The organism is Streptomyces sp. NPDC056987, assembly GCF_042673865.1.
GTDB lineage: Bacteria > Actinomycetota > Actinomycetes > Streptomycetales > Streptomycetaceae > Streptomyces.
Genome location: NZ_JBHURV010000032.1, coordinates 1 through 19,692 on the forward strand (window position 1 = coordinate 1; position 19,692 = coordinate 19,692).

Annotated in this window: 17 protein-coding genes; 8 read left to right on the forward strand and 9 right to left on the reverse strand. The window is 70.8% G+C overall.

The genetic code is table 11. The annotated features are described in order from the left end of the window. Positions 1–39: 39 nt before the first annotated feature. Both ACFTZC_RS30180 and ACFTZC_RS30185 read right to left on the reverse strand, forming a co-directional pair. The gene (locus tag ACFTZC_RS30180; protein ID WP_046498012.1) at positions 40–720 is read right to left on the reverse strand and encodes a response regulator transcription factor; all 681 of its coding nucleotides are present in this window, start codon (positions 718–720) and stop codon (positions 40–42) included. Beyond that, positions 717–2,099: a sensor histidine kinase gene (locus ACFTZC_RS30185; protein ID WP_382895037.1), complete on the reverse strand. Its 1,383-nt coding sequence runs from the start codon at positions 2,097–2,099 to the stop codon at positions 717–719. The genes ACFTZC_RS30180 and ACFTZC_RS30185 overlap by 4 nt, the downstream gene beginning before the upstream one ends. A gap of 197 nt (positions 2,100–2,296) precedes the next feature. On the opposite strand from ACFTZC_RS30185, the gene phoU reads away from it, so the two are divergent. Then, the gene (gene phoU, locus ACFTZC_RS30190) at positions 2,297–2,977 is read left to right on the forward strand and encodes a phosphate signaling complex protein PhoU (protein WP_382895038.1); all 681 of its coding nucleotides are present in this window, start codon (positions 2,297–2,299) and stop codon (positions 2,975–2,977) included. 165 nt (positions 2,978–3,142) lie between these two features. After that, entirely contained in the window at positions 3,143–3,301 is a 159-nt protein-coding gene (locus ACFTZC_RS30195) for a hypothetical protein (RefSeq protein ID WP_382895040.1), read from the forward strand. A gap of 143 nt (positions 3,302–3,444) precedes the next feature. On the opposite strand, the gene ACFTZC_RS30200 is transcribed toward ACFTZC_RS30195, so the two are convergent. After that, entirely contained in the window at positions 3,445–4,206 is a 762-nt protein-coding gene (locus ACFTZC_RS30200; RefSeq protein WP_382895042.1) for a phosphoglyceromutase, read from the reverse strand. A 235-nt stretch (positions 4,207–4,441) separates the two neighbouring features. On the opposite strand from ACFTZC_RS30200, the gene ACFTZC_RS30205 reads away from it, so the two are divergent. Further along, on the forward strand, positions 4,442–5,848 hold the full coding sequence (locus ACFTZC_RS30205) for an MDR family MFS transporter (protein WP_382895044.1): 1,407 nt from the start codon (positions 4,442–4,444) through the stop codon (positions 5,846–5,848). 55 nt (positions 5,849–5,903) lie between these two features. On the opposite strand, the gene ACFTZC_RS30210 is transcribed toward ACFTZC_RS30205, so the two are convergent. From ACFTZC_RS30210 to mshA, 3 genes are all read right to left on the reverse strand, one after another. Then, positions 5,904–7,586 (reverse strand): N,N-dimethylformamidase beta subunit family domain-containing protein, encoded by a 1,683-nt coding sequence (locus tag ACFTZC_RS30210; RefSeq protein ID WP_382895046.1) that lies wholly within the window; start codon positions 7,584–7,586, stop codon positions 5,904–5,906. Positions 7,587–7,647: 61 nt separating this feature from the next. After that, positions 7,648–8,157 (reverse strand): YbjN domain-containing protein, encoded by a 510-nt coding sequence (locus ACFTZC_RS30215; RefSeq protein WP_382895048.1) that lies wholly within the window; start codon positions 8,155–8,157, stop codon positions 7,648–7,650. 19 nt (positions 8,158–8,176) lie between these two features. Beyond that, positions 8,177–9,535 carry a D-inositol-3-phosphate glycosyltransferase gene (mshA, locus tag ACFTZC_RS30220; RefSeq protein WP_382895050.1) on the reverse strand — a complete coding sequence of 453 codons (1,359 nt, stop codon included), beginning with the start codon at positions 9,533–9,535 and terminating at the stop codon, positions 8,177–8,179. 334 nt (positions 9,536–9,869) lie between these two features. Between mshA and ACFTZC_RS30225 the strand changes: the two genes are divergently transcribed. From ACFTZC_RS30225 to ACFTZC_RS30235, 3 genes are all read left to right on the forward strand, one after another. Beyond that, entirely contained in the window at positions 9,870–10,625 is a 756-nt protein-coding gene (locus tag ACFTZC_RS30225) for a class I SAM-dependent methyltransferase (protein WP_382895212.1), read from the forward strand. 185 nt (positions 10,626–10,810) lie between these two features. Beyond that, complete coding sequence (locus tag ACFTZC_RS30230; RefSeq protein ID WP_382895052.1) at positions 10,811–11,992, forward strand: C40 family peptidase; 1,182 nt, start codon at positions 10,811–10,813, stop codon at positions 11,990–11,992. 299 nt (positions 11,993–12,291) lie between these two features. Beyond that, a complete protein-coding gene (locus ACFTZC_RS30235) occupies positions 12,292–13,605 on the forward strand; it encodes a PP2C family protein-serine/threonine phosphatase (protein WP_382895054.1) in 1,314 nt (437 codons plus the stop codon). Positions 13,606–13,687: 82 nt separating this feature from the next. On the opposite strand, the gene ACFTZC_RS30240 is transcribed toward ACFTZC_RS30235, so the two are convergent. From ACFTZC_RS30240 to ACFTZC_RS30250, 3 genes are all read right to left on the reverse strand, one after another. Beyond that, positions 13,688–14,026, reverse strand: coding sequence for a DUF2516 family protein (locus ACFTZC_RS30240; RefSeq protein ID WP_365813787.1), 339 nt, complete (start codon positions 14,024–14,026; stop codon positions 13,688–13,690). 156 nt (positions 14,027–14,182) lie between these two features. Further along, on the reverse strand, positions 14,183–14,770 hold the full coding sequence (locus ACFTZC_RS30245; RefSeq protein WP_382895056.1) for a hypothetical protein: 588 nt from the start codon (positions 14,768–14,770) through the stop codon (positions 14,183–14,185). Between the two features lie 18 nt (positions 14,771–14,788). Beyond that, entirely contained in the window at positions 14,789–15,265 is a 477-nt protein-coding gene (locus ACFTZC_RS30250; protein ID WP_382895058.1) for a helix-turn-helix domain-containing protein, read from the reverse strand. Positions 15,266–15,689: 424 nt separating this feature from the next. Between ACFTZC_RS30250 and ACFTZC_RS30255 the strand changes: the two genes are divergently transcribed. Both ACFTZC_RS30255 and ACFTZC_RS30260 read left to right on the forward strand, forming a co-directional pair. Then, positions 15,690–16,025, forward strand: a complete 336-nt coding sequence (locus ACFTZC_RS30255) for a hypothetical protein (protein ID WP_381051352.1) — start codon at positions 15,690–15,692, stop codon at positions 16,023–16,025. A 13-nt stretch (positions 16,026–16,038) separates the two neighbouring features. Further along, positions 16,039–19,692 carry a hypothetical protein gene (locus ACFTZC_RS30260; protein ID WP_382895060.1) on the forward strand — a complete coding sequence of 1,218 codons (3,654 nt, stop codon included), beginning with the start codon at positions 16,039–16,041 and terminating at the stop codon, positions 19,690–19,692.

Here is a 19,692-nt window from a genome sequence, read left to right on the forward strand (position 1 = left end):
TGCCGAGCGGCCCCGCGGGACGCGCGGGCCCCGCTCTTTCTACGGCTCGAACTTGTAGCCCAGTCCCCGCACCGTCACCAGGTACCGGGGGGCGCCCGGGTCCGGCTCGATCTTGGCGCGCAGGCGCTTGACGTGGACGTCGAGGGTCTTGGTGTCCCCCACGTAGTCCGCGCCCCAGACCCGGTCGATGAGCTGCATACGGGTCAGCACCCGGCCCGCGTTGCGCAGCAGCATCTCCAGCAGGTCGAACTCCTTGAGCGGGAGGTCGACCTTGCCGCCGGAGACGGTGACGACGTGACGGTCCACGTCCATCCGGACCGGGCCGGCCTCCAGGGCCGCCGGGGTGACCTCCTCCGGCTCGCCGCGGCGGCGCAGGACCGCGCGGATGCGGGCCACCAGCTCCCGCGAGGAGAAGGGCTTGGTCACATAGTCGTCGGCTCCTATTTCCAGTCCGACGACCTTGTCGATCTCGCTGTCCTTGGCGGTCACCATGATCACCGGGACGTTCGACCTGCCGCGCAGCTGGCGGCAGACCTCGGTGCCCGGCAGTCCGGGCAGCATCAGGTCGAGGAGGACGAGGTCGGCGCCGTTGCGTTCGAACTCGTCGAGCCCCGCGGGCCCGGTGGTCGCGATGGCGACCTCGAAGCCTTCCTTGCGGAGCATGTAGGACAGGGCGTCGCTGAAGGATTCCTCATCCTCGACGACGAGCACTCGGGTCACGGAAGGACCTCCGGGGCAGGAATCACGGTCGGGGAATCCAGCCGAAGGCTGCGGCTGGTGTCTGAAGCGGTGTCGTCCGTACCGCTGTCGGTGTCGTCGCCGGTGTCCCTGACGGCGACGGCGGGTATGCCGATGCCGGTGTCGGGGTCAGCCTCGGCGGCTGTGCCGGCGACGGTGTCGTAGGGGGCGCGGTCGTCTTCGTCCTGCCCGGTGGGTGTGCGGTCCCGTCCGGCGCCCGCCTCGGGCAGCCTCAGGGTGAAGGTGGAGCCCTGACCTTCCGAACTCCACACAGTGACCTCCCCGCCGTGCGAGGCGGCCACATGCTTGACGATGGCCAGACCGAGGCCCGTACCACCGGTGGCCCGGGAGCGGGCCGGATCGACGCGGTAGAAGCGCTCGAAGATCCGCTCCCGGTCCTTCTCGGAGATACCGATCCCCTGATCGGTCACGGCTATCTCGATCAGGTCCCCGCCGGTGGCGGAGACCCGGTGCGCGGCGATGCCGACGCGGGTGCGGGCCGGTGAGTAGTTGACCGCGTTCTCGACGAGATTGCCGAGCGCGGCGGCCAGCTGGCCCCGGTTTCCCCAGACCCGCAGGTCGGCCGTGCCGCCCGAGGCCATGGTGATCTGTTTGGTGGACGCGGGCTGCCGGGACCGGTCGATGGCCTCGGCTACCAGCTCGTCCACCCGTACCGACTCCGAGTCCTCCAGCGGGTCGTCGTTCTGCACCCGGGAGAGGTCGATCAGCTCCTGGACCAGATTGGTGAGGCGCGTCGCCTCTATCTGCATCCGGCCGGCGAACCGGGTGACCGCCTCGGGGTCGTCCGACGCGTCCATGACGGCCTCGGAGAGCAGGGAGAGCGCGCCCGTGGGGGTCTTCAGTTCGTGGCTGACATTCGCCACGAAGTCGCGCCGTACCGCTTCGATACGGCGGGCTTCCGTCAGGTCCTCGACCAGCAGGAGGACGAGACGGGAGCCGAGCGGGGCCACCCGTGCGGAGACGGCGAGGGCCTCGCCCCGGCCCGTGCCCCTCCGGGGGAGGTCCAGCTCCACCTGTCGTATCTCGCCGTCCCTGCGGGTGTCGCGGGCCATGACCAGCATGGGCTCGACGGCGAGCTTGCCACCCCTGACCAGGCCGAGCGCGTACGCCGCGGAGCTGGCCTTGACGACGGAGTCGCTCTCGTCGAGCACAACCGCCGAGGAGCGCAGCACCGAGAGCACGGTGTCGACGCCCGGGGGCAGCACGGCATCCGTGTGCAGTGAGCTGCGGGTGGGTCTTGCCTGGTCGCGTTCGCTCCAGCGAAACGCCAGCATGGCGATCACGCCGGTGCACACCCCGGCGATCGCTGCCAATGCGGCGACTGCCGCGTTCACGTCCATGTGTCCCAGGTTATGCGCGGCCACGGACATGCTCCCAGCCATCGAGGTGTCTCCTCGAACACTCGTCGCCCAGAGTTCACTGAGGGGAAAGTGCTGGTTCATTTGAGAGGGAGGCGCCGGACGCGTGGCGGACAGAACGTGGGAGCGTAGGGCCCTGGCAAGAACGTCACAGGAACGTGAAGAGAGGGACAAACCCCATGCGGGACGCGTACCACGAGGAACTGGACTCGATCGGCGAAGACCTGGTCGAGATGGCCCGGCTGGTCGGTTCCGCCATCGGGCGTGCCACCACCGCCATGCTCGACGCCGATCTGAAGCTCGCCGAGAGTGTGATCGCGGCGGACGACAAGGTCGACACGCTCCACCACGACCTGGAGGCGCGCGCCATCGCGCTGCTGGCGCGCCAGCAGCCGGTGGCGACGGACCTGCGGATCGTGGTCACGTCGCTGCGGATGAGCGCCGACCTGGAGCGCGCCGGCGACCTCGCCCAGCACGTGGCCAAGCAGGCCAGGCTCCGTTTCCCGGAGTCGCCCGTGCCGCACGACCTGCACGCGACGCTGCTGGAGATGGGGCAGCTCGCGCAGCGCCTGATGGCGAAGGCCGCCGAGGTGATAGTCACCAAGGACGTCGACCTGGCGCTTCAGCTCGAACAGGACGACGACGAGATGGACCTGCTGCACCGCACGCTCTTCCAGCACCTGATGGACGACCGCTGGAAGCACGGCATCGAGACGGCCGTGGACGTGACGCTGCTGGGCCGTTACTACGAGCGGTTCGCGGACCACGCGGTGTCGGTCGCCAAGCGGGTCGTCTACCTGGTGACGGGCGAGCACGCGGACGAGATCCAGCCGGTGGACACCCCGGTCGAGGGCGCGTAGAGGGCATAGGGCGCGTAGTCGTGCAGAGGTGACGCGGGGGAGCGCGGAAGGGGCGCGTACCGCCGCGCTTGCGCGGGTGCGCCGCGCATGCGCCGTTGTTGTCCCCGCTCCGGCAGGCATGCAATGGGCGCAGGCGACATCCCTGCACGGCTTGAGGAGGATCCCATGGCCGATTCCCCTACGACCGCACCCCGGCAGGAGGCCCCGGCGGCTCCTGTCCCCGTCGTACGTCTGCCCGTTCTCGGCGCGTGCGGCTGCGGCTCCGGCTGCGGCTGCGGCTGCCAGTCGGGCGGCTCGTGCCAGTGCGGCGGAAACTGCGGCTGACGACGGCCGGCCGCCGACGGCCGGCGCGCGCCGTACCGACGCACACCGTTACGTATGCGAAGGGCCCCGTCCGGTCGAACGTGCGAGTACGTTCCCCCGGGCGGGGCCCTCCGGTTTCGCCGCGGCTGCCTCCGCCGCCGCTGCTACTTCTTCTTGCCCTGGTTCTTGACGGCCTCGATGGCGGCGGCCGCCGCGTCCGCGTCCAGGTAGGTGCCGCCCGGGGTGACCGGGTGGAAGTCGGCGTCCAGCTCGTAGACGAGCGGGATGCCGGTCGGGATGTTCAGGCCCGCGATGTCGGCGTCCGAGATCCCGTCGAGGTGCTTGACGAGCGCGCGCAGGCTGTTGCCGTGGGCGGCGATCAGGACCGTACGGCCGGTGAGCAGGTCCGGGACGATCGCGTCGTACCAGTACGGGAGCATCCGCTCCACGACGTCCTTGAGGCACTCCGTGCGCGGGCGCAGCTCGCCGGGGATCGTCGCGTAGCGGGGGTCGTCGCTCTGCGAGAACTCCGTGCCGTCCTCCAGCGCGGGCGGCGGGGTGTCGTACGAACGGCGCCAGAGCATGAACTGCTCCTCGCCGAACTCGGCGAGCGTCTGCGCCTTGTCCTTGCCCTGGAGCGCGCCGTAGTGGCGCTCGTTCAGGCGCCAGGAGCGCTGGACGGGGATCCAGTGGCGGTCCGCGGACTCCAGCGCGAGCTGCGCGGTGCGGATGGCGCGCTTCTGGAGGGAGGTGTGCAGCACGTCGGGCAGCAGGCCGGCGTCCTTGAGCAGCTCGCCGCCGCGGACGGCTTCCTTCTCGCCCTTGTCGGTGAGGTTGACGTCCACCCAGCCGGTGAACAGGTTCTTCGCGTTCCATTCGCTCTCGCCGTGGCGGAGGAGGATCAGCTTGTACGGTGCGTCGGCCATGGGCCAAAGCCTAATGGACCCGTTCCGCACGCTTCGGGGCACGCCTCGTACCGCGGAACCGGCGCCCGCCGACGATTGACGGAGGGCGTCAATCGAGTGGCGCGGCAGCGGGCCGCTTACGTACGTTTCCCCTGGTCGTCACGGTGCCGGGTGCACGGTGCCGGGGCGCACGACACCGGCACCTCACGACACATCTTCGTATCGCTTCGTATCGCTTGTCCCGGGGGGAATCCGTATGTCCGTCTCCACGTCGGTCACCGCATCGTTCGCCGCCCGCGTCGCCGGGCTGCGGCGCGCGGTGCGGGAGAGCGTCTCGGGGCTGCCCCGGGAGTTCTGGTGGCTGTGGACGAGCACCCTGGTCAACCGGCTCGGGGCGTTCGTCGCCACCTTCATGGCGCTCTATCTGACGCTGGACCGGGGCTACTCCGCCTCGTACGCGGGCCTGGTGGCCTCGCTCCACGGGCTCGGCGGGGTGGTCGCCTCGCTCGGCGCCGGGGTGCTGACCGACCGGCTCGGGCGGCGCCCCACCATGCTGGTCGCGCAGGTGTCGACGGCGGTGTCGGTCGCGCTGCTCGGCTTCATGCGGGACCCGGTGGCGATCGCCGGGGTGGCCTTCCTGGTCGGGATGGCGTCGAGCGCGTCCCGGCCCGCCGTACAGGCGATGATCGCGGACATCATCCGGCCCGAGGACCGGCTGAGGGCGTTCTCCCTGAACTACTGGGCGATCAACCTGGGCTTCGCGGTCTCGGCGGCGGGCGCCGGGTTCGTCGCGCAGTACAGCTATCTCGCCGGCTTCCTGGGTGAGGCCGCGCTGACGCTGGCCTGCGCGGTCGTGGTCTTCCTGAAGCTGCCGGAGTCCCGGCCGGAGTCCGGCTCCGGGCGTACGGAGCGGGCGGCCACGGCGTCCGTCCGGTCGGAGGTGGGGATGGGGACGGTCCTGCGGGACGGCCGTTTCATGAGCGTCGTCGGGCTGTCGTTCCTGGTGGCGCTGATCTTCCAGCAGGGGTACGTGGGGCTGCCGGTGGCGATGGGCGCGGACGGGTTCGACAGCGCCGACTACGGCATGGCCATCGCGGTGAACGGGGCGCTGATCGTGGTCCTGCAGATCCCGGTCACCCGCTTCATCCAGCACCGCGACCCGCGCCACCTCCTGATCGTCTCGTCGGTCGTGGCGGGATACGGCTTCGGCCTGACGGCGTTCGCCGGGTCGATCGCGGTGTACGCGGTGACGGTCTGCGTCTGGACACTGGCCGAGATCGTCAACGCGCCGACGCAGACCGGCCTGGTCGCCCGGCTCTCCCCGCTCCACGGGCGGGGCCGTTACCAGGGGATGTACACGATGTCCTGGTCGGCGGCGGCCCTGATCGCCCCGCTCGTGTCGGGCTTCGTGATCGACCGGTTCGGCGCGGACTGGCTGTGGGGCGCGTGCGCGGTGCTGGGAACGGCGGCGGGGCTGGGGTACTGGCTGCTGGTACGGGGGCTGTCGGAGGAGGAGCCGTCACCGAAGCCATCACCGGTGCCCTCGGCGGAGCCCTCGCCGGAGCCCTCGCAGGAGCCGTCGCCGGAGCTGGAGACAGCGGTGGACGGGCAGGCGGAGAAGGCGGGTCCGGGGTCCGGGGCGCCGGTACGGCAGACCGCGTAGCACTGCGGCTCCTGTGGCTCCTGTGGCTCCGTAACCCGTGTAACCCGTGGCCCCGTCAGGCCCGGTCACCCGGCGCGCCCGCGGCTCGCCCGTACACCGTCCGTACGTTGTCCCTCGGCGCCGGTCTGTGGTGGGCCGCCGGGCCCTGGGCGAAGGCGCGGAGCACGTTCTCGGTCGTGCGGGTGACGAAGGCCCCGGTGCGCCGGTCCAGGCCGTGGTTGCGGCCGTTGTCGCGGGTGCCCGCCATCAGTGCCTCGACCCAGCGCATCGTTCCCGACGCGAAGACCCCCGCGCCGCTCGGCGCCGTGTAGTACGCGGAGTCGGCGTGGCTCCTGCGGCCCTTGCAGGTCAGCGGGGAGTGGGCGACGATCTCCAGCGGCGAGGGGGTGGGCGCCTCCGGGGTGACCCGGTCGTACTCCACCCCGACCAGATGGGCGAAGGAGTCCCCGGGCCGTACCCCCGTCCCCTCGAAGACCCAGTGGTCCGCGCTGTGCACGACGTACGGGGCGTCCACGGGGAAGCCCTCGTAGAGGACGCCGGTCAGGGTGGACTCGGGGTCGGCGGCCGGGGGTTGGCGGAAGTCGGTGGTGACCATGGTGCGGTGCTGGACCAGGTACGGGTCGTTGGCGTAGTCGGTCTTGTAGCAGACGACCGTGCGGGCGTTCCCGGGGTTCTTTCCGTCCGCCCCCGTCGCGTCGTCCGCTTCCGTCAGTCCCTGTGGTCCCGCCAGGCCCTTCCGGCCCTCCAGCCGGATCCGGCGGTAGCAGGTGTTCGCGCCGAGGAAGACCAGATTGGTTCCGGCGTCACGCGCCTCGGTGAAGTGCCGCCGCTGCTCCGGGGTCCAGTACTCGTCGTGGCCGAGCGAGACCAGCGCCGCCGCGCCCCGCAGGACGGCCGGGTCCGCGTGGATGTCCGGGCCCGTCGTGTACGCGAGCGGGAGGCCGAGGCGTTCGGCGAGGACGACCGCCGCGCGCTCGTAGACGAGGAACTTCTCGGCGCCGTTCTTGTCGTACGGCCGGTCGAAACTGACGGCCAGTGAGCGGCTCCCGTACCCGCCGTTCGGGCCCTCGTAGAGGCTCCGGCCGCCCCACAGGTTGTACGCCTGCCAGGTCGCGGGGGCGTGGGCCAGTACGGTCCGGCCCGCGCCGGCCGACGAGCGGACGATCAGCGGGACGTACCGCTGGTGGCCGTTCTCCGCGTCCAGCCGGAGCAGGTACGCGCCTTCGGGCCAGCCGGCCGCGCGGACGGTGAGCGTACGGTCCCAGTCGGCGCGCACCGTCTGGGTGGCGCGCACCAGGCGCGCGTCGCGCGGGCCGCGCTGGGCCCGGCCCGGTATCCGCTCCGAGCGCCAGACCAGCCGGGCCTGGGCGCCGCCGTACCAGCCGACGCGGTACGCCGAGACGCGGAAGCCGGGCGCGGTCGTCGAGACGTGCAGGCCGAACTCCTCGCCCGGCAGGACGCTCACCCGGTCGGTGTAGCCGAGGACCGCGTCGGGCGGGCCCTGGGTGCGGATGCGCCAGTCGGGGCTGCCGGGGCGGGAGCGTTCGGCGGCATCGGCGGGGTGGGGAGTGCCGGTGCCGGTGCGCGCCGGCTCCTCGGCCGCGCCCGTCCCCGTACCGGTGGGGGCGGTGTCGCAGGCCGCCACCACGCCGGCCGCGAGACCGGCGGCACCGGCGGCGGCCACCCCGAGGAAGCGCCGGCGGTCGAGCCGGCCCCTCCGCTCCGATATGTCTGCCATGGCCGCATCGTCGCCCGGGGCCGGGCACCCCGCACCTCCGGTACGGCCGTACGCGGCGGGCTTACGGCTGTGCGGGCCGGGTCAGGTGCGCGAACGCGTCCAGGTTCCGCGTGGACTCGCCGCGCGAGGTCCGCCACGCGTACTCCTTGCGGATCGCGCTCGCGAACCCCAGCTCCAGCAGGGTGTTGAAGGAGCCGTCCGCCGCCTCCAGCACCGAGCCGAGCAGCCGGTCGATCTCGTCCTCGGTGACCGCCGCCAGCGGGAACTTGCCCGTGAGATAGATGTCGCCGAGGTGGTCGACCGCGTAACTCACCCCGTACAGCTTGAGGTTGCGCTCCAGCAGCCAGCGCAGGACGCCCTCCTCGTTCTCGTCCGGGTGGCGGATCACGAACGCGGTGACGGAGAGCGCGTGCCGGCCGACGCGGAGCGCGCAGGTCGTGGAGAGCTTGCGGGTGCCGGGGAGGGAGACGACGTACGAGCCGGGCTCGGGGCTCTCCCACTCCAGCTCGGCGCCGCTCAGCGCCTGTTCGACGGTGCGCCCGGCCCGCTGTACGACATCGACCTCAGCCATGGGCCGAGCCTACGACAGGTCAGCCGTGCTGCTGGGGGTGGCCGTGGCGCCGGTGGTCCTGGACCGCCGCCGTGTACACCTCCGCCGTCGCCGCCGCCGCGGTGTCCCAGCCGAAGGACTGGGCGTGGCGCGCGGCCGCCGCGCCCATCCGGTCGACCAGCTCCGGGGCGTCGAGGAAACGCCGCAGGGCCGTCGCGTACGCCGCCGGTTCGTGGCCCGGGACCAGAAAGCCGGTCTCCCCGTCCCGCACCGCCACCGGGAGGCCGCCCACCGCCGCGGCCACCACGGGGGTGCCCGCCGCCTGGGCCTCTATGGCGACCAGGCCGAAGGATTCGCTGTGCGAGGGCATGACCAGCACCGAGGCCGCCCGGAACCAGTCCGCCAGCAGCGTCTGGCCGACCGGCGGCCGGAACCGTACGACATCGGCGATGCCCAGCCGCGCCGCGAGTTTCTGGAGTCCTTCCGGCTTGGCCAGGCCGCTGCCGCTCGGGCCGCCGACGATCGGCACGACCAGCTTGCGGCGGAGCGAGGGATCCCGCTCCAGGAGAACGGCCACGGCGCGCAGCAGCACGTCGGGGGCTTTCAGCGGCTGGATACGGCCGGCGAAGAGGGGGACGAACGCGTCCGGGGGCAGCCCCAGCCGGTGGCGGGCGGCGGCGCGTCCGTCCGCGGGACAGAAACACTCCAGATTCACCCCGGGGTGGACGATCGCGGCCTTGTCCGGCTCCGCCTCGTAGAAGCGGACCAGGTCGTCGGCCTCCTCCGCCGTGTTGGCGATCAGCCGGTCGGCGGCGCGCACGATCTGGGTCTCGCCGATGACCCGGGCGGCGGGCTCGGGGCGGTCGCCCTCCGCCAGGGCGGCGTTCTTCACCTTCGCCATCGTGTGCATGGCGTGGACCAGCGGGACGCCCCACCGCTCGGAGGCCAGCCAGCCGACGTGTCCGGAGAGCCAGTAGTGCGAGTGGACCAGGTCGTAATAACCGGGGCGCTGCCCCGCCCAGGCCTGCATCACGCCGTGCGTGAAGGCACAGAGCTGCGCGGGCAGCTCCTCCTTGGCCAGCCCCTCGTACGGGCCGGCGTCCACGTGGCGGACGAGCACCCCGGGCGCGAGCTCCACCGACGGCTCCAGGCCGCCGGTCGTGGCCCGGGTGAAGATCTCCACCTCGATGTCGATCGCGGCGAGGCGCTTCGCCAGCTCGACGATGTAGACGTTCATCCCGCCCGCGTCGCCCGTCCCGGGCTGGTGCAGCGGCGAGGTGTGGACGCTGAGCATGGCTATCCGGCGCGGCCCGCGGTGTGGTCCCTGGAGGCGCCGCAGCCGGGGCGGCCTGGCCTGACCTGCGAAGGTGTTGGCGATTCGGGACACGTACTGGCTCACGTCCAGGGTCCTCTCGCAGGCAAACATGCCGGAAGACATGCGGTGGAACATGACGAAGAGAGGGCGTGGGGAACCCTCCGAAGGCCGTCAACAGTGGAACGCACCCCCTTCATTTCCGTTTTGCCAAATCATTACCGACAACGGATCAACCCGCGCGCCGGTGCCCGATCTGGATACGCTCACCCGTATGGCGCAGCACCTGTCCCCTTCGTCCCCCTCAGTGGGCAGCCAACCGGGCTCGCCACGGCGGACGGGCTCGGCGCGGCCGACGGGCTCGGCGCGGCCGGTGGGGGCCGTGACCCGTGGCACCACCCACCAGAACCGGCTGCGCCGCATGGACCGCTGGATCACCGCCGTCCACGGCCCGGCGCTGCGCCGTTCCGCCGATCCGGTGGTGGTGGACCTGGGGTACGGCGCCGCCCCCTGGACCGCCGTCGAGCTGCTGCGGCGGCTGCGTACGGCGGATCCGCGCGCCGAGGTCGTCGGCATCGAGATCGAGCCGGCGCGGGTCGCCGCGGCGCTCCCGTACGAGAGGGACGGGCTCCGCTTCCGGCACGGCGGCTTCGAGGTACCGCTCCCCGGCGGCCGGCAGCCGGTGCTGATCCGGGCGGCGAACGTCCTGCGCCAGTACGACGAGACCGAGGTCGCCGCGGTGTGGGACCGGCTGTGCGCGCGCCTGGCGCCGGGCGGGCTGCTGGTGGAGGGGACGTGCGACGAGATCGGGCGGCGCCATGTATGGGTGGCGCTGGGTCCTGAGGGGCCGCGGACCGTCACGTTCGCGACGCGGCTCGGTTCGCTCGGCCGCCCCTCCGATCTCGCGGAGCGGCTGCCGAAGGCGCTGATCCACCGCAATGTGCCGGGCGAGCCGGTCCACGCCTTCCTGCGCGATTTCGACCGGGCGTGGGCCGCGGCGGCCCCGTACGCCTCGCTCGGTGCCCGGCAGCGCTGGATCAGGGCCGTACGGGAGCTGTCGGCCGACTGGCCGCTGACGGACGACGCGCGCCGCTGGCGGCAGGGCGAGCTGACGGTGGAGTGGGCGGCGCTCGCCCCGGGCTCCGGCGCCGGCCCGCCCCGTGTCCGCGGCCGGTGAGCCGCGAGGGAGTCCGGAACACGGCAGGGGCTGAGGGAACGTCTGTGCGCGTCCGTTCGTCTCACCTGCGGGGAGTGGGACCTCTGTCGTTTTGACGGCGGACATGGCACGATCTCGCTGTGACGAGACGTTACTGACGGTAAATCAGATATGTGTGCTGTGCGGTTGGTCTGGAGGGGGAGCTTGTGAACCGACGGCGACGTGCCCGCGTCTCTGCCGCGATCACCCTGGTCTGCGCGTTCGCCGTGCTGTCCGCGCCGGGAGCCGGCCTGCTGAGCCAGGCGTACGCGGCCCCCGCGTCGCCCGCCGCCCCGACCGCTCCCGGCGCCCCGGGTCCCGGGCCGACCGCTTCGCCGCCCGCCGTCGCGCCGCCGCCGGTCGAACTGCCGCCGGGCGTCTCGCAGTCGGACATCACCCCGTCGGGCAGTGCCGCGCCCTCCCTGGACGACGTACGCAAGGAGATCGAGGCGCTGTACCGGAAGGCCGCCTCCGCCACCGACGCGTACAACCTCGCCGACGAACGCGCGAAGAAGCAGTCGGCGGAAGTGGTCGGGCTGACGGAGGACATCGTCAAGGGGCAGGTGCGGCTCGACGCCCTCAAGAAGCAGGCCGGCGCCGCCGCGCGGGCGCAGTACCGGGGCGGTGGGCTGCCGCCGGAGGCGGAGCTGATGCTCACCGGCGACCCGCAGCTCTTCCTGGACGGCGTGGGGCGGGCCCGGCAGGGCCAGAAGGCCACGCGGGACCTCATCGCCGAACTCTCCAGGACGCAGGAGGACTTGAAGACCTACACCGCGGACGCGGGGACACGGTGGCAGGAGCTGGAGGCCAACCGGGCCAAGAAGGAGAAGGCGAAGAAGGAGATCACGAAGCAGATCGCCGCCGCCGAGAAGCTGGAGTCGAGCCTGGCGGAGAAGGACCGCGCCCGGCTGGCACAGCTGGAGAAGGACGCCGCGGCCACGGCCCAGTCGGCATGGCTCGGCTCCGGCGCGCTCCAGGAGATCAACCGGACCGCGAGCGCTCAGGGCAGGAAGGCGATCGAGTTCGCGACCGCGCAGATCGGCAAGCCGTACGTCTGGGGCGCGGAGGGCCCGGGCTCGTACGACTGCTCGGGGCTGACCATGAAGGCCTGGGCGGCGGGCGGACGGCCCATCCCGCGCACCTCGCAGGAGCAGTGGCGGCTGCTGCCGCGCGTCGACGTCAAGGACATGCGGCCCGGCGACCTGATCATCTACTTCCAGGACGCGAGCCACGTGGGGATGTACATAGGCAACGGCAAGATCGTGCACTCGCCCCGGCCAGGGCGGCAGGTGACGGTCACGGGCGCGGGGTCGATGCGCATACTCGGGGTCGTCCGCCCGGACATATAGGACCACCGCGGCCCGGCCGCGCGATCGGTACGCCGACACCCGACGTCCATGAGGCGTATGTGGCTTGTGTGACGTGTTCCATGTTTATCCGGAATGACACGCGCATACGCACGTGATGTTTGTCATGGGCCCCTGGCGCCGAATAGCGCCGGATGCGTTACGGGAAGCGGCATATGGCGGTGTGACCCGGTCCGTACGGCATTCCGCTGGGGCGGCGGCTAACGCTATGGTCCCCGTCTGGTGAAGCGTCGATCGTCGCTCCACCGCGCCCTCAGGGGGAGGGAAGGAAACCCAGACCGATGTCCGTACCCGCACCTGTACCCGTACCGCGGCAGCGCACAGGTTCTTCAGCCGCCGGCACGGGCACCACGACCACCGCCACCGCCACGGCCGGCGCGAACGCCGCCGCGGCGTCCGCCACCGTGCCCGCCACCGAGTCCGTCGCCGGCGGCACCCTCACGCTGCTGGTGATCGAGGACGACCCGGCGGGCACCCTCGCCACCCCGGAACTGCCGGAGGGGGCGGGTACGCGTGTCCGGATCCGCAGCGCCCGCAACCTCACCGAGGCCGAGCGGCTACTCACGGACGACATCGACTGCATCCTGGTGGATCTCGCGCTCCCCGGCGCGGCCGACGGCGACGGACTGGGCCCCCTGAAGCACGTCCTGCGGCTCGCCCCGCGCCACGCGGTCCTCGCGCTGGCGGCGGAGGGCGACGGGGAGCGGGCCGCGGCCGCCGTACGGGTCGGCGCGCAGGACTACCTCTTCCGCGACGAGCTGGACGGGCGGCTGCTGAGCCGCGCCATCCGGTACGCCGTCGAGCGCAAACGCGCGGACATCGCCCAGCGCCAGCTCACCGAATCCCGGCTGCGCGCCCAGGAGAACGCCCGGCTGGAGCGCGGTCTGCTGCCCACTCCCCTGCTCCAGGGGTCGGAGCTGCGCTTCTCGGCCCGCTACCGCCCCGGCCGCTCCCGCGCGCTGCTGGGCGGAGACTTCTACGACACCGTCCGTACGCCGGACGGCACGGTCCACGCGATGATCGGCGACGTCTGCGGACACGGCCCCGACGAGGCGGCGCTCGGCGTGGAGCTGCGCATCGCGTGGCGGGCGCTGACGCTGGCGGGGCTCTGCGGCGACCGGCTGCTCTCGACGCTCCAGCAGGTACTGGAGCACGAGCGGGAGAGCGAGGAGATCTTCGCGACGCTCTGCACCGTCGACATCTCGCCGGACGGGCGGCGCGCCGGGATGTGCCTGGCCGGCCACCCGTCGCCGCTGGTCACCCGCAAGGGCCGGGCGGCGCGGCTCCTCCCGTACGAGGAAGGCGGCCCGGCGCTGGGCCTGCTGCCCCGCGCCCGCTGGCCCCGGCGGCAGGTGGAGCTGGGCGGGACCTGGAACCTGATGATGTACACGGACGGGCTGATAGAGGGCCGGGCGGGCCCTGGGCTCAAGCAGCGGCTGGGCGAGGAGGGCATGGTCGAGATGATCAACGCCCAGCTCGACGCGGGGCTGCGCGGCGACGACCTGCTGGCCGCGGCCGTCGCGCGGGTGCGCGAGCTGAACGGCGGCGAGCTGACCGACGACGTGGCGGTACTGCTGCTGGGCCGCGGCGCCTGAGCCCCGCGCCGTACCGCGCGCTTCCTTCCCGGCCGCCGCGCCCGGCCCGCGGCGCTCGGCCGCCACCGTCGGCCGCCGCGGATCAGCGCCCGCCGTTGTACGGGCCGTAAGGGCCGTCGCTGCTGGAACCGCCGCGCCGTCCGCCGCCACCGCCGGAGATCTGCTGGGTGGCGGGGCGTACGTCGACCATGAAGACGATCGTGGCGACGAGCCCGGCGATCTGCAGGAACAGCATCGGCACGAAGAGGTTCACGGCGACCGTGACACCGAGAATGATCAGCCAGAACTTCTTGGTCTGCTTGTCCGCCGCCCGGTAGGCGTCCTCGCGGGTCGTCGCGGAGAAGAACAGCGCGACGACGGCGAGGACGAGCATGGCCATATTGAGCAGCCACAGAACAGAACCGAATGCCGAGAGCAACATGCTGAGCACCGCCTAACAGTGGGTGGGACGCCTTGCGGTCCGTGCGCCGATCCGTAACGTCGAAGGTACCCGGACAACGAGCCGGACACCCTTGAGGTGCCCGGCCCGGCCCGGCCGGTCCGTACCCCTGGCCGTGTCGGAGAAGTCCCGCCTGCCCTACTCGGCGGAGGGGGGCGTGGCCTTCTTCGCCGCGGGCTTGCGCGGCGCGGACTTCTTGGCGGCGGGCTTGGCCTTGGCGTCGGCCTTGGCCTCCGTCGTGGCCTCGGCCGTGGGCACGGCCTTGACCACGGGCTCCGGCTCGACGACGACGGCGATCTCGGTGATCTCGTCCGCCGCGTCGCCGCGCCACGCCCGTACGCTCTGCTCGCCGCGCTCGGCGACCTTCTCGTACGTCTCACGCGCCTTGACCGCGTACTCCGCGGCCACGCCCACGCCCCGCAGCGCCAGGTCCTGAGCCGTCTCGCCCAGCTTCCGCAGATCGGTGTCGAGCGAACCGATCACCTCGGTGACCTTGGCCTGCACGGTCGCCTGGGCCTCCTTGGCCTGACCGGCGACCTTCTCCTGGACGGCCTTGGGGTCCGAGTTCCGCACGGCCTCGATCCGCCCCGGCGCCTCGGACCTGATCTGCTCGATCAGACCGGGCACCTTCTTGGCCTGCTCCACGGCGAGATCGGCGGTGCCGGCCGCGAAGTAGAGGGGCTTCGGGTCGCTGAAGGTCTTACGCAGGTCATCAGTGATGGCCATGACTTGGGTCCTCCCGGATCAATCAGTGTGAGGGTGGGTGACACCACTGCCGCCGTCCGCACGGGCGGCCCGCTCCGAGGCCCGTTCCGAACCCGGCTCCGAGGCCGGTCCCGAATCCGACGCCGGATCCGTCCCCGGCGCCTCCGTGTCGAGGGCGTTCTCCTTGCGGAACGAGTCGTAGATCTGGAGCAGCACCTGCTTCTGCCGCTCGTTGATCGAGGGATCGGCGAGGATGACGGCACGCGTCTCCAGCTCCTCGCGCTCCCGCTCGTCCAGCATCCCGGCCTGTACGTACAGCGTCTCCGCGGAGATCCGCAGCGCCTTGGCGAGCTGCTGCAGGATGTCCGCGCTCGGCTTGCGCAGCCCGCGCTCGATCTGGCTCAGATACGGATTCGACACCCCGGCGGCATCGGCGAGCTGCCGCAACGAGAGCTGCGCGTTGCGGCGCTGCTCGCGCAGGTACTCACCGAGATTGCCGACGTTGAGTGATGCCATGACCCCATGGTGCGTCGCCTTGCTAACTTTTGCAAGCAGGTGCTTGCAAAAGTGTGCGGCGCCACCGAGCGGACGAGTGCGGTCCCTTGCGGTTGCTGTCCGTTCCCAGCAAAGATGAGCAGTCCCTCTGGATCCGATCAGCAGTGTGATCAAGTCCCACCGAAACTGCAGCGCTGGCTATCTAGGGGCGGATCACTTTGCCCAGCTCAGCCCGCCTATTGCGAGTGCAGCCAAGCTGGGCAAGTACGGCTTGGCATGCCCAAGGAAGGCCACCCATCACTGTGCACCGCCAGCGATGCCGCGCATGCCGTGTGAGGAGCCCGGAACCATGAGGGACGCAGAGCGCGTTCCTCATAGACGAAGATGTGGCGAGACTGTACGGATGGGCGGGTCGCCGTTCTGACGGCCCAGTGGGAGGACCGGCATGACGCAGGGGCGGAAGATCACGGTCATCGTGCTGGCGGTGGTAGGGATTGTCTCCACGCCGCTGATCTGGCTGCTAAACAACCCCGAAGCGGGAGCGCTGGCCGGCGCCTCCATCCAAGCCGCCGTCGGCATCGTGGCCCTGGTTTGGGCCCTGTTGCAGCACCCGTCCCCGGCTGGCCCCACAGACAAGGCCAGCCGAACCGGAAAGGCGACTGGCGGCGGCGTCACCGGTATCAGACGACCGGGTGGCCGGGGGCGCGGCGCGGCCACAGCCGAGCGTACGGGAGAAGCCAGCGGCACGGACTCCGTCTCTGGCATCGACTACTCGAACTAGGACCCGCGCACCCATGGCGAAAGCATCATCAGGCAAAGCGCGGGACGAGGCGCCCGAGCCATCGGTAACCGTGGCGGACACCGGCAACGCCCAGGCCACGAGCGGAGGCATGGCCGTGACTGGTTACCGCGGTCCGGCCCCGGTAACCGGCGACACTCCTCACCCCCCAGTACGCCTGTCCTACACCGGGCAAGCAACTGCCAGCGGGGGCGGAATCGCCAACACCGGCTACATGCACATTGACACGCTGGTACAGGGGGCCGTGGAGCCGGATCCCTGGATGAAACCCGACGACTACCTCCACCAGGTGAACAAGGGCTCGGTCTACACGCACCGTTGGCGACTCGTCGGACGCACGCAGACAATGGCCAGCCTCGTACCGTTCGCCAGAAACGAGCAAGGACGCGTCGCGCTCCTCGTCGGCCGGGGCGGAGCCGGGAAGACGAAGATCGTGACGGCCCTGTGTGAAGCAATGCGCGACGCAGAGCCCACCGTCGAAGTACGGGTGCTCGGCCCTGGTTCCTCCATCGGCCCGGGCGCGTTCAGGGAACTGCCGAGCACCGGCGAACTGCTGGTGATCGTCGACGATGCACACGACGACACCCTCCCTCTGGAAAAGATCGTCTCCGGGGTCCGCAGCGTCAACACGTCCGCCAACGTGCTGCTCTCCCTACGGCCCTACGGCATGGTCCATGCCCGCCGCGCGCTTGCCCGGGCTGGCCTGCACGTGAGCGAGGCCACTGTGGTCGAGATCGGGGACCTGGAGTTCGACGACGCACTCTCCTTGGCCAGCGAGATTCTGGACGAAGCGGTACGGCTCCATGCACCGAGGCTCGCCGCAGCGGCACGGGATTGTCCGCTGCTGATCGTCACCGGCGCGGCGCTGATCAACAGCGGCGCTGTGGATCCGCAGAGGTTCGAAGGCGACGAGCAACTCCACTTGGAACTTACGGACCGGCTTGCTGAGGCTCTGACCGCCGACCCGGCTTCCGGCCAGGTACCCCAGGAACTGCTTTGCGCCCTCGCCGCGTTCCAGCCTGTGCGCCTCGCGGAACCGGAGGTCCGTACATCGCTGGAAGCCCTGACCAGGTTGCCGTTCGATCTCTGCGCGCAGCACCTGGCGACCCTTGAGGATGCCGGGGTAGCGCTGAGCCATGGCACCGCAGTGCGCTTGGTGCCGGACCTGTTGGGCGATGCCCTGCTCATCAAAGCGGCGCGGCACTCAGGCACGGGCCTCCCCACGGGCTACCTCGCCAGAGCCATGGAAGCCGGCCAGGGCAGCGCGCTGGCCAACCTGGTGGTGAACACCGGCCGTGTGGACTGGCAACAGCAGCAACACGGCCCCGGCACCGGACTAATCGAGCCCCTGTGGGAGCAGATCACGGGAGCGTTCCGCGCCGCGGATGCGCGGGGGCGGGTGAGCCTACTGGAGGTCGTGGCGAAGCTCGCCTTCTTCCAACCACGACGCGCCCTCGACCTAGCCACGTGGGCCGTGGACAACCCCTGCGACCCCGTCACGGCAGAGGTCGGACTTGGATTCACCCACACGTGGACTGACACAGAAGTGCGCTATGCCCTGGCCCCTGTCCTCCAAGCCATCGTCCATCATCTGGAGTTCCTGCCGCAGGCGGCCACCCTTCTTTGGAATCTAGGGCGCGACGACCAACGCGGCCTGCCTCAACACCCCTCGCACCCCCTGCGGATTCTCGCGGAACGGGCCGATTACACCCGCTGGGGCCCCACCAAGTATCAGGAGATACTCATCAGCCAGGTCGAGCGCTGGCTGACCCGTACACCCGCCGCTCCATCCGTCCACCAGCCGCTGAGCGTGCTCGCCCCATTGCTGTCCATAGATGGCCACGATGAGGTGTGGACACCCTCCACCTGGACCCTGACCTTCCGCCCCTACGTGCTACCCCCCACCAGGGAAGTCCTGGACATGCGAGGCGCGGTGCTCGACCTGGCGTTCGAGGAGCTGGGACACCCGCAACTCGAACGAGCCTCGGAGGCCTGCTCGCTGATCGGCAAGGCCCTCAGCCTGCCACTTGGCGGTTTCGGCTTGACGGTGACAGACGCCATGCAGCAGCCGTGGATCCCGCACCTGGCAAGCACCGTCGATCGGCTGCACCAATACATCGTCCAGCACACCCTGCCACCGGCGATCCTGGTCGCGGTGCGCACCGAGTTGCGCTGGCTCGCACAGTACGGACCCGACGGCCTTCGCCGCCCCGCTGAGGACCTGTTGAGCGCGATTCTCACCTCACCGGACAACGAGCTCGCACGTGCGCTGCACGGCGGACCGGCCGACCCTGCGATCTACGCCGACATCCCGGATTGGCGTGCCGCGCAAGACTCTCTGTTCGGAGACGTGATGGCCGCTCTCGCCGACTGGGCAGACCATACGATCGCCGCGCGTGTCGATGCCTTGCTCAGCGAGAACGACAGAGTCTTCGACACGGACATCGGACGGGCCCGGCCGTTCATCTTGACGCTGGTCACCCACCGCCCGCCCATCGGCGAAGCCATCTGCGAACAGGCCATGGCCGCGCCCGAGAGTTCGCTGACCTCGTTGGCGTCGGTCGCTCTCGCTGCGATGGGACATGTCGCCGGCGACCGCGCGGTCCACTGGGGCCGGACGCTCATGGGCTCGGGGAACACCGAACTCACCCGAGAAGTGGCGCACGCCTTCGGCATCCAGCGCGGTCGCGGCGATCTACTGGATAGCGAGGGGGACCTGCTCCGGAAACTCGCTGCCCACGGGGACAACGTCGTGCGAAGGGCCGCTCTCGGCGCCGTGCACGCCATCGCCGCGCAGCACAAGGACTTGGCCGTCGAACTGCTCACCGCATCGCTCCCCGTGGAGAGAGGGGACTTCGACGCGTTCGCCCTGGCTGTAGCAGGTCCTCCATACAGTCAGTTGTCCTGGTCGGATCTCTCCAAGGACCAGCAGAGCGCATTCCTCGCCGCCCTGGCCGCGGCACCGTCCATCGACGGCTACGAGATCGGCCAGTTCCTCGCAAAACTCGCCCGCACCGAGCCCCTCGCCGTCATCGAACTACTCGAAGCCAGGGTGGAAAGCCCACTACACCAAGTGACAGGCATGCACTCCCCCCTGCCCTTCCGCTGGCACGTGACCCCGCCGTTCCGCGATCACGACGACTTCCCACACCTGCTGCGACAGATTCGCGACTGGATCGCCGCCGACCCGGAGTCCACCCGCAGGCGCTACCTGGGAGTCCATATCTTCGAGCTTGTAGCTGGGTCCTACGACAGTCGAGTCACTGACGTGATCGACGAGTATCTCGATGGCAGCGACCCAGTGAAGATCAAAGTCGCCGCGGCGATGCTGTCCAAGGCCCCTCGGACGCTCGTCTGGGACGTCGGGTTCGTACGCCGCTGCCTGCGTGCCGCGGACCGCCATGGAGACGCCAGCCTGAGGAGAATGAGGGGCGCTCTGTACAACGCCAGCAACAGCGGAATGCGCTCCGGGACACCCGGACAGCCCTACCCTGAGGATGTCGAGGAACACGCGAAGGCCACTGAGCTGGCCGACGGATGCGCCACGGGCAGCGTCGAGGAACAGTTCTACCGCGACCTCGCGGCCTCTGCCCTGGACCGTATACAGGACGTGACAGATGAACTCCCTCCGGACGGCCGCGACTGGTGA